Source organism: Streptomyces sp. NPDC050564 (assembly GCF_044457265.1).
Lineage (GTDB): Bacteria > Actinomycetota > Actinomycetes > Streptomycetales > Streptomycetaceae > Streptomyces.
Genome location: NZ_JBITGS010000011.1, coordinates 274,257 through 284,490, shown reverse-complemented (window position 1 = coordinate 284,490; position 10,234 = coordinate 274,257). Strand labels below are relative to the sequence as shown.

At 69.3% G+C, this 10,234-nt stretch carries 6 protein-coding genes; 1 reads left to right on the top strand and 5 read right to left on the bottom strand.

The annotated features are described in order from the left end of the window. Both ACIBK0_RS19955 and ACIBK0_RS19950 read right to left on the bottom strand, forming a co-directional pair. A partial coding sequence (locus ACIBK0_RS19955) for a maltotransferase domain-containing protein (RefSeq protein ID WP_399081404.1) occupies positions 1–763 on the bottom strand: 763 nt, incomplete at its 3' end. A 195-nt stretch (positions 764–958) separates the two neighbouring features. Continuing rightward, the gene (locus ACIBK0_RS19950; RefSeq protein ID WP_399081402.1) at positions 959–2,161 is read right to left on the bottom strand and encodes a S8 family peptidase; all 1,203 of its coding nucleotides are present in this window, start codon (positions 2,159–2,161) and stop codon (positions 959–961) included. A gap of 372 nt (positions 2,162–2,533) precedes the next feature. Here ACIBK0_RS19950 and ACIBK0_RS19945 point away from each other — a divergent pair, with 372 nt between their 5' ends. Beyond that, entirely contained in the window at positions 2,534–5,152 is a 2,619-nt protein-coding gene (locus tag ACIBK0_RS19945) for a glycosyltransferase family 1 protein (protein WP_399081400.1), read from the top strand. Positions 5,153–5,162: 10 nt separating this feature from the next. On the opposite strand, the gene ACIBK0_RS19940 is transcribed toward ACIBK0_RS19945, so the two are convergent. The 3 genes from ACIBK0_RS19940 to ACIBK0_RS19930 form a co-directional block, all read right to left on the bottom strand. Next, positions 5,163–5,663: a DUF1990 family protein gene (locus ACIBK0_RS19940; RefSeq protein WP_399081398.1), complete on the bottom strand. Its 501-nt coding sequence runs from the start codon at positions 5,661–5,663 to the stop codon at positions 5,163–5,165. A gap of 70 nt (positions 5,664–5,733) precedes the next feature. Continuing rightward, a complete protein-coding gene (locus ACIBK0_RS19935) occupies positions 5,734–7,392 on the bottom strand; it encodes a M4 family metallopeptidase (RefSeq protein WP_399081396.1) in 1,659 nt (552 codons plus the stop codon). 300 nt (positions 7,393–7,692) lie between these two features. Continuing rightward, entirely contained in the window at positions 7,693–9,735 is a 2,043-nt protein-coding gene (locus ACIBK0_RS19930; RefSeq protein ID WP_399081394.1) for a M4 family metallopeptidase, read from the bottom strand. Positions 9,736–10,234 lie beyond the last annotated feature (499 nt).

Genomic DNA, 10,234 nt, shown 5'->3' with positions numbered 1-10,234 from the left:
GGAAGAACTCGTACCAGGAGCCGTACAGCGCCCGCTCCCGCTCCACGAGCAGGGGCAACGGCTGCGAAGACGTGACGAGTTCACGCAGCGGATGCCGGGCGAGGATCTTGTCGACCTCGGGGGTGAGGGCGGCGGCGAGCCGGGCCGAGGCGGGGCGCGCGAGGTCGCGCAGCGCGTCGGCGGCCCGCAGGATCGTGTCCCGGCGGCCCTTGCTCTTCGGCACAGCGGTGGCCGCACGCTCATACAGCCGGGCGCCCTCCTCCAGGACGAGCTCCGTGTCCATCCCGGCCGGGATCTTGATGCCCGCGTGGTGCCGCCAGGTGGTGATCGGATCGCCCCACGCCTCCACCGTGTAGGTCCAGCGGCCCGCCTTCTCCGCGGACACCGTGGCGCCCCAGCGGTCGGTGCCGGGAGCCAGTTCACGCATCGGGCTCCAGGGGCCGGTGCGGCCGTCCGGATCACGCAGGACGACGTTCGCGGCGACCGCGTCATGGCCCTCGCGGAAGACCGTGGCCGAGATCTCGAAGGACTCGCCGACCACCGCCTTCGCGGGCCGATGGCCGCCGAGGACGATCGGGCGGACGTCGAGGACGGGGATGCGCCCCACGGTCGTGCCGGTGGTGCCGGTGGTGCCGGTGCGGGTCTCGGCCCCGGTCTCGGCGGAGGGTTTCTCCGTGGTGCGGGAATCGGCTTCGGTCGTGCGTATGGGCGGTGCGTCGGGGGTGGTCGTCGGGGGTGGCGACGTGTGGTGCGTTGCGGGCATGACCGCTCCTGTCCGCGTCAACTTGGGTGGGCGGATGACGGTGTGGGGAGGTGGGGCCTGCGGGGCGTACCGGAGGAGCCTTCCCACCCTATTCGGGTGGGCAATCCGGCACTTTGTTAACTACTCACGCGTATGTCTACACACAAGACCGGCCTCGTCCTGAGAGGTCGAGGCCGGTCGGTGTCCCCGGGCCCGCTAGGGGTTGTCGACCTGCAGGAGCTTGTTCGGTGAGCCGAGGCCCGCGCCCGAAATCTTCCCCGAGACGGCCTGTTTCACCAGCGCTTTGGCCACTTGGGCGGGCGTGGCCCTGCGATGGTCGGCCAGATAGAGCGCGGCCGCGCCCGCCACGTGCGGGCTCGCCATCGACGTACCGGAGAAGGTCGCCTTCCCCGTGTCACTCGCGTACGACGCCGAGGTGATCGCCACACCTGGCGCGAACAGGTCGAGCGCTGAACCGGTGTTCGAGAAGCTCGCCCGTGCGTCCGACTTGTCGCTCGCGCCGACCGTGAGGGCCTGCGAGACCCGGGCCGGGGAGTAGAGAATGGCCGGAAGTCCGTCGTTGCCCGCCGCCACCGCGTAGGTCACGCCGGAGGCGATGGAGTTGCGTACGGCGGCGTCCAACTGTGCGTTGGCGTACCCACCCAGGCTCAGGTTCGCCACGGCCGGTTTCTTCGCGTGCTTGGTCACCCAGTCGATGCCCGCGATGACCTGGGCGGTGGTGCCGGAGCCCGCGTTGTCCAGGACGCGGACGGCGACGACCTTGGCCTTCTTGGCGACACCGTACTTGGTGCCCACGATGGTGCCGGCGACATGCGTGCCGTGCCCGTTGCCGTCCTTGGCCGTCCTGTCGTTGTCGACGAAGTCCCAGCCGTAGCTTCCCCGGCCGCCGAAGTCCTTGTGCGTGATGCGGATGCCGGTGTCGATGACGTACGTGGTCACGCCGGCGCCCGCAGATTCGGGCCAGGTGTAGCCCTTGTCCAGCGGCAGGTTCGGCTGGTCGATCCGGTCAAGGCCCCAGGAGGGCGGGTTCTTCTGGTAGTGGTCGAGCGCCACCCGGGTGTCCTGCACGACCGAGGCCACGCGGGAGTCCGCCGCGAGCCGCCGGGCCTGCTTCTCGTTGACCTTCACGGCGTAGCCGTTGAGGGCCGTTCCGTAGGTGTGGCTGATTCTCGCCCCGTACTTCTCGGCGATGCTCTTTCCCGCCGACGACGGAGCCTGTGTTCCCCCCTTGAGTGTCACGATGTAACTCCCGCTGACGGAACCGGGATCGCCGGCGCCGAGTATCTGCCCCTCCGGGGCGGCGTGCGCGGGCAGGGTGATGGCCGAAAGCACCGCGGCCGTCGTGACCGCGGTGAGGCCTCCCGCCCAGCGCAGACGCCTCTCTCTCGCCTGTGCCATGACTTGAGTTCCCCTCCTCAACTCGGCGTACGGCCATCGGAGCAGACCGGTGTGGGCCGAGTCCGGCCGTACGCCACCTGGCGAGCCTCTCGTGCGGTGTGAAGCGCCACAAGGCCGCCCAGGAGGGCGGAATCGGCCATATCGGCCGTGACGTACACGTGAAGGTTGCGGCGAATTCCCGCCGAAGTCGCGCAGTCCGCCCGATCGACTGTCCGGGCCTCGATGCGCCGTGTTGCGAAGGCACCCTCGCCGCTACCGTCGTGGGTGACGAAGGACGCACAAGGGCGTGTGTCCCTCTTCGGCGCGCGTCCTGCCACGTACGCCCTCCTGCCGCCTACGTCCTCCGTTACGTCCTCCGTGAAGGTGGAACTCGTGAAGGCAATCCGCAGATTCACCGTTCGCCCCGTACTCCCCGAAGCCCTTCACCCGCTCAGTGACCTGGCGCGCAACCTCCGCTGGTCCTGGCATGCCGAGACCCGCGACCTCTTCCAGTCCGTCGACCCGGAGCGCTGGGCCGCCTCGGACGGCGACCCCGTACGCCTGCTGGGCAGCGTGTCGACCGGGCGGCTCGCGGAGCTCGCCGAGGACCGCTGCTTCCTGCGCCGCCTTTCCGCGGTCGCCGACGATCTGCGCGACTATGTGACCGGCGACCGCTGGTACCAGTCCCAGTCCTCCGAACTGCCCGCCGCCATCGCCTACTTCTCGCCCGAGTTCGGCATCACGGCCGCGCTGCCGCAGTACTCCGGGGGCCTCGGCATCCTCGCGGGCGATCATCTGAAGGCCGCCAGCGACCTGGGCGTTCCGCTGATCGGCGTGGGTCTGCTCTACCGGCACGGCTACTTCCGGCAGACCCTGTCGCGCGACGGCTGGCAGCAGGAGCACTACCCGGTCCTGGACCCGAACGAGCTGCCCCTGATGCCCTTGCGCGACTCTGACGGCACCGTCGCCCAGGTCTCGCTGGCCCTTCCCGGCGGCCGTGCGCTGCGTGCTCGGATCTGGCTGGCCCAGGTCGGCCGCGTCCCGCTCCTCATGCTCGACTCCGATGTCGAGGAGAACGACCTCGGCGAGCGCGGGGTGACCGACCGGCTCTACGGCGGCGGCAGCGAACACCGGCTGCTGCAGGAGATGCTCCTCGGCATCGGAGGAGTGCGCGCGGTACGGACGTACTGCCGGCTCACCGGCCACCCGCAGCCCGAGGTGTTCCACACGAACGAGGGCCACGCGGGCTTCCTCGGCCTGGAGCGCATCGCCGAACTCGCCGACGAGGGGATGGACTTCGAGTCCTCCCTGGAGACGGTCAGGGCCGGCACGGTCTTCACCACCCACACCCCCGTCCCGGCCGGCATCGACCGCTTCGACCGGGAGCTGGTGGCCCGCCACTTCGGTACGGACGCCGAACTCCCGCGCATCGACGTGGAACGGATCCTGGGCCTCGGCATGGAGACCTACCCCGGAGGCGAGCCCAACCTCTTCAACATGGCGGTGATGGGGCTGCGCCTCGGCCAGCGGGCGAACGGGGTCTCGCTGCTCCACGGTCACGTCAGCCGGGAGATGTTCTCGGGCCTGTGGCCGGGATTCGACCCGGAGGAGGTCCCGATCACCTCGGTGACCAACGGTGTGCACGCGCCCACCTGGGTGGCTCCGGAAGTCTTCCGGCTCGGCGCCCGGCAGATCGGCGCGCAGCGCACCGAGGACGCCTTGACGGTCGGCGGCTCGGACCGCTGGGACGCGGTGGCCGACATCGCGGACCAGGAGATCTGGGATCTGCGACGGGTGCTGCGCGAGCAGTTGGTGCTGGAGGTGAGGGCGCGCCTGTACGCGTCCTGGCGCCAGCGCGGCGCGGGAACGGCCGAACTGGGCTGGATCGACGGGGTGTTGGACCCTGACGTCCTGACCATCGGCTTCGCGCGCCGCGTGCCCTCGTACAAACGACTGACCCTGATGCTGCGCGACCGCGACCGTCTGATGGACCTTCTGCTGCATGCCGAACGCCCGATTCAGATCGTGGTCGCGGGCAAGGCCCATCCCGCGGACGACGGCGGGAAGCGGCTGGTCCAGGAGCTGGTCCGGTTCGCGGACGACCCGCGAGTACGCCATCGGATCGTGTTCCTGCCGGACTACGGCATGGCGATGGCACAGAAGCTGTACCCGGGGTGCGACATCTGGCTGAACAATCCGCTCCGCCCGCTGGAGGCCTGCGGGACGAGTGGCATGAAGGCGGCGCTCAACGGCTGCCTGAACCTGTCCGTCCTGGACGGCTGGTGGGACGAGTGGTTCCAGCCCGACTTCGGCTGGGCGATCCCGACGGCGGACGGCACGGCGACCGACGACGACCGCCGCGACGATCTGGAGGCGGCGGCGCTGTACGACCTGCTCGAACAGCGCGTGGCCCCGCGTTTCTACGAGCGGGGCCAGGGTGGCCTGCCCGACCGCTGGATCGAGATGGTTCGCCAGACGCTGACCCATCTCGGCCCGAAGGTGCTCGCGGGCCGGATGGTCCGCGAATACGTGGAGCGCCTGTACACCCCGGCGGCCCGCGCCCACCGCTCGCTCACCGCGGACACGGCCCGTGAGCTGGCCGCGTGGAAGTCCCGCGTCCGCTCCGCCTGGCCGCAGGTCACGGTCGACCACGTCGAGGCCTCCTCCGCCACGACCACCGCCGAACTCGGCACCACCCTGTCCCTGCGCGTCCGCGTCGGCCTCGGCGAGCTCGTCCCGGACGACGTCGAGGTGCAGGCCGTCGCGGGCCGCGTCGACTCCGACGACCGCATCGCGGACGCCGTGTGCGTGCCGCTGAAACCGGCGGGCGGCCCGGACCTGGAGGGGCGATGGGCGTACGAGGGCCCGCTCTCCCTGGACCGCACCGGCCCCTTCGGCTACACGGTCCGGATCCTGCCCACGCACCGCTTGCTCGCGTCGAGCGCGGAGGTGGGTCTGGTGGCGGTGCCGTCGGAGGAGATGGGGGAGGGGGCGGGGGTTCTGATGCGGTGAGGCGGGCCCGTCAGCTGTCCAGGCCCGCGCACAACCGGCGCAGTACCTTTCCACACCTTTGGGCGTACGCGTGCTGGAGCCCCCTCGTGGCGGCTCCACCCGCGCGGGCGTACCACTTCGCCGCCCGGCTGAAGGCGGTGATGGTGAGCCAGACGGTGCCGTCGCCCGTGCGGGAGATGACGAAGGACTCCTCGCCGCACTCGGGATGGCCGGAAAGCGTGCCGTAGGCCCAGGCGGTGCGGCGGGGTTCCTCGGCCGTCCAGACCACGCGGCAGGGGGCTTTGATCGGGCCGAGGCCGACCGTGACGTCGACTCCGGGGGCGGCCTTGTCGGCGTCGGAGGTGATGCCGACGCCCAGGGCGCGGTGCATCTCCCAGGTCATGAGGGCCTCGGAGGCGCGGCGGAAGACGGCCTCGCCCTCGCCGATGCGGGAGCGGACGTGCAGTCGGTGGAAGCCCGGTGGGCAGCGGTCCTCGCGGGTCGCGCCCACGTCCTCGTACGTGTAGGGCATGGGGGACAGCGTAGGGCGGTACCCGGGGTTGCCTTCGCTCCGGGTACCGCCGTCGTTGGACTGAGGAGAGCTAGCTCACGTTGACTGCGGACCAGGCCGCGGCCACCGCCTTGTACTCGGTGCTGCTGGAGCCGTACAGGGCCGACGCCGCGCTCAGCGTGCCCGTGCGGGCGGACTTGTAGTTCGTCGTCGACGTGAAGTACGTCGTCAGCGCCTTGTACCAGATCTGCAGCGCCTTGTCGCGGCCGATGCCGGTGACCGTGGAGCCGTTGGACGTCGGGGAGTTGTAGCTGACCCCGTTGATCGTCTTGGCGCCGCTGCCCTCCGAGAGGAGGTAGAAGAAGTGGTTCGCGACGCCGGACGAGTAGTGGACGTCCAGGTTGCCGACCCCGGAGGACCAGGAGTCGGCGGAGCCGCCGTCCTTGCTGGGCTTGTCCATGTAGCGCAGCGGGGTGCCGTCGCCGTTGATGTCGATCTTCTCGCCGATGAGGTAGTCACCGACGTCCTTGGAGTTCGCCGCGTAGAACTCGACGCCGGTGCCGAAGATGTCCGAGGTGGCCTCGTTCAGACCGCCGGACTCACCGCTGTAGTTCAGACCGGCGGTGTTGGCCGTGACGCCGTGGCTCATCTCGTGGCCGGCCACGTCCAGGGACGTCAGCGGGTGAGTGTTGCCGTCACCGTCGCCGTACGTCATGCAGAAGCAGCTGTCGTCCCAGAACGCGTTGACGTACGCGTTGCCGTAGTGCACGCGGGAGTAGGCGGCGACACCATTGTTCTTGATGCCGCTGCGGCCGAACGTGTTCTTGTAGAAGTCCCACGTCACCTGCGCACCGTACGCGGCGTCGACGGCCGCGGTCTGGTCGGTGGTGGAGCTGGAGGCCGCGCCGGTGCCCCAGGTGTCGTCCGCGTCGGTGAACAGGGTGCCGGCCGACGAGCTGGTGCCGTGCGACTTGTTGTAGGTCTTGTGGCCGCCGCGGGTGCCGTCGGTCAGCTGGTACGTCGAGCCCGACTTGGTGGTGTTGAGGGTGACGGTGCCCGAGTAGAGGCTCTTGCCGGTGCCGGTCTCGATGCCCTGGTACTCGTAGAGCTTCTTGCCGGTCGCCGCGTCGGTGATGACGTGCAGCTCGTTCGGGGTGCCGTCGTCCTGGAGGCCGCCGACGACGGTCTCGTAGGCGAGGACCGGCTTGCCGCTGCCCGCCCAGATGACCTTGCGGGGCGCCTTGTCGGCGGTGGTCTTGTCCGAGCCCGCGGACTTCGCGGAGGTCAGCGCCTGCTTCTCGGCCTTGGCGGCGGAGATCTGCGGCTTGAGGGAGGCGACCTTGATGGTGGCCTTCGTCGCCTTGGTCACGCTCTGGGTCCTGCCGGGCTTCTGGTGGACGACCAGGTCGCCGCCGAGGACCGGGAGGCCGTTGTACGTGCGCTCGTAACGGGTGTGGACGGTGCCGTCGGCGTCCTTGACGACATCGCGGACGACCAGCTGTTCCTTGGCGCCGAGGCCTATCTCCTTGGCCGTCTCGGTGCTGGCGGCCTGGGCCTTCTGGATGAGGGTCGTACGCGCCGCCGAGGACAGCTGGACCGGGCCGCCGGCGAGGGTCGTCGTGCCGGCCGGGGTCGGCTCGGTCTGGGCGGACGCACCGGTGGTCATACCGGTGGTGAGCAGGGCTCCGGCCGCGACAGCGGTGGCGATGGCCAGAGTGGTGCGCTTGTGACGCGCGTAGAGGGGGGTCACGCAAGCTCCTTTTGTGGGGGCGACCGAGCGGCGTGGGGTAGCCGAACGGAAGTGTGAAGTTGCGGTGCGGGTGAGCCGTGCGGTGGAAGAGTGCCATCCAGGGCGCGTACATGTCAGGAGTTCATAAAGACCTTGGCCGAAAATCGTCCTCCGGGTGAACAGTGGGGTGCTCTTTGCGTGAGGCTGATCTTCGTCAAGCGGCAATAGAACCGGGGCCAGGGTCCGATAAAGAGGGCGCCGCCCCGGGGAGTTGAACCACCGGAACGGCGCCCTGTCCTTGCCGCGGAGTTCACCAGCGGTCTACGGGAACGTCAGCTTCCAGCTGTTGATGTAGCCGGTGTCCTGCGCCGCCTGGTCCTGGACCTTCAACTTCCAGGTGCCGTTGGCGACTTCGGAGGACGCGTTGACCGTGTAGGTGGCGTTCACATTGTCCGCCGAGTCGGAGGAGCTGAAGTTCTTCAGGCGGTACGTCGACCCGTCCGGAGCCACCAGATCGATGACCAGGTCGCCGCGCCAGGTGTGCACGATGTCGACGGAGACCTGGAGGTTCGACGGCGCGTTGCCGGTGCGGCCGCTGACCGTGATCGACGACGTCACCGCCGCCCCGTTGTCCGGAATCGATACGTCGGTGGTGTTCTCGAACGACGTACCGCCACCGCCACCGCCGGGACGGGAACCGACGTTCACGGCCGCCCACGCGTTCTGCACGGCCGTGTACTCGGCGCTCGTGGTGCCGTACAGCTCGCCCGCCGCCGCGAGCGTGCCGGTGCGGGCCGCCGCGTAGTTGGTGGTGGAGACGAACTTGGTGGTGAGCGCCCGGTACCAGATCTGCAACGCCTTGTCGCGGCCGATGCCGGTGACCGGAAGGCCGTCCGAGGTCGGCGAGTTGTAGCTCACGCCGTTGATGACCTTGGCGCCGCTGCCCTCGCTCAGCAGGTAGAAGAAGTGGTTGGCGACACCCGACGAGTAGTGCACGTCGAGGTTGCCGACACCCGAGTACCAGGAGTCGGCGGAGCCGCCGTCCTTGCTGGGCTTGTCCATGTAGCGCAGCGGGGTGCCGTCGCCGTTGATGTCGATCTTCTCGCCGATGAGGTAGTCACCGACATCGGAGGAGTTGTTGGCGTAGAACTCGACGCCGGTGCCGAAGATGTCGGAGGTCGCCTCGTTCAGACCGCCGGACTCGCCGGAGTAGTTGAGACCCGCGGTGTTCGACGTGACGCCGTGGCTCATCTCGTGGCCGGCCACGTCCAGCGAGGTCAGCGGATCGGCGTTGCCGGACCCGTCGCCGTACGTCATGCAGAAGCAGCCGTCGTCCCAGAACGCGTTGACGTACGCGTTGCCGTAGTGGACGCGCGAGTACGCTCCCACGCCGTTGTTCTTGATGCCGCTGCGGCCGAAGGTGTTCTTGTAGAAGTCCCAGGTCTCCGCGGCGCCGTAGTGCGCGTCGGCACCGGCGGTCGCGGCGTTCGACGTCGTGCCGTTGCCCCAGGTGTCGTTCGTCTGGGAGAACAGCGTGCCGGTGCCGGACGTCCCGTGGTTCAGGTTGTACGTCTTGTGGCCGCCGCGCGCACCGTCGTTCAGCGTGAAGGTGGAGCCCGACTGGGTGGTCGTCAGGCTCACCTGGCCGCTGTACTGGGTGTTGCCGATGCCGTTCTTGATGCCCTGGTACTCGTAGAGCTTCTTGCCGGTGGCCGCGTCGGTGATGACGTGCAGCTGGTTCGGGGTGCCGTCGTCCTGAAGGCCGCCGACGACCGTCTCGTACGCCAGGACCGGCTTGCCGCTCGCGGCCCAGATCACCGTGCGGGGCGCGCGGTCCGCGTCAGTCTTCTTCGACCCCGCGGCCTTGGCGGCGGACAGGGCCTGCTGCTCCGCCTTGGCGGCGGCTACCGCGGGCTTGAGGGTGGCGACCTTGAGGGTGGCCTTCGTCGCTTTGTAGACGTGCTCGGTCTTGCCGGACTTGGCGGTGTCGACCACTAAGTCGCCGCCGAGGACCGGGAGTCCGGCGTAGGTCCGCTCGTAGCGGGTGTGGACGGTGCCGTCGTGGTCCTTGATGACGTCGCGGGCCACCAGGTTCTCCTTGGCCCCGAGGCCCAGGTCCTTGGCAGTGGTCGCCTTGGCGGCGTTGGCGTCGCGTATGAGCTCGGCGCGCTGCGACGCTGTGAGCTTCATGGCGACCGCGCCCGGGTTCATCTTGCCCGCCCGAGGTGCCTTCTCCGGGGCGGCGCTCGCGGCGCCCGACTGGACGGCCGCGGCCAACAGGGCGGAGACGCCGACGAGGGCGACGCCCGCGACACGGCGCTTGGTGATGTGGGAGGTGCGTCTGTGGGGAGAACTGCTACTCAACACTGACTCCTTCTGCGTGGCCGCGGGTCGCGCGGCCAGGGGAGACCGGACGATGGGTGACCCGTCCGGGCAGAACAGGGCGGTACGCGGAACCAGGTGCATGGGGTCGTGCGGCACAACACAGCGGCACAGCTGTGGGGTTGCTGTGAAGCAGCCGTGGGAAGAGTGGCAGGGGATCACGCTTTCTGTCAGGAGCGCATCAAGAACTTGGCCGGAAATGGTTCGTTGTCCGGGAAGTCATGTTCGGTATACGAACCCTTTGCTGGATGGTGTGCGGATCTTCCCGGCATGTGAGGAGGAGTTCGCTCCGCCGACATGCTCCGGGACCAACACGGTCGACGACGCGCTCGGGGTCGTCCGCACCCACGTCGTCGCGGGTCTCGCGGTCGGCATGCTCGTCGCGACCCTGACCGGCCCCGCGACGGCGTCCACCTCGACAAGGACGGCTCCACGACCTGGTCCACCAGCGGTGGGCGGTACGGCAGGCTCGACCAGCTGT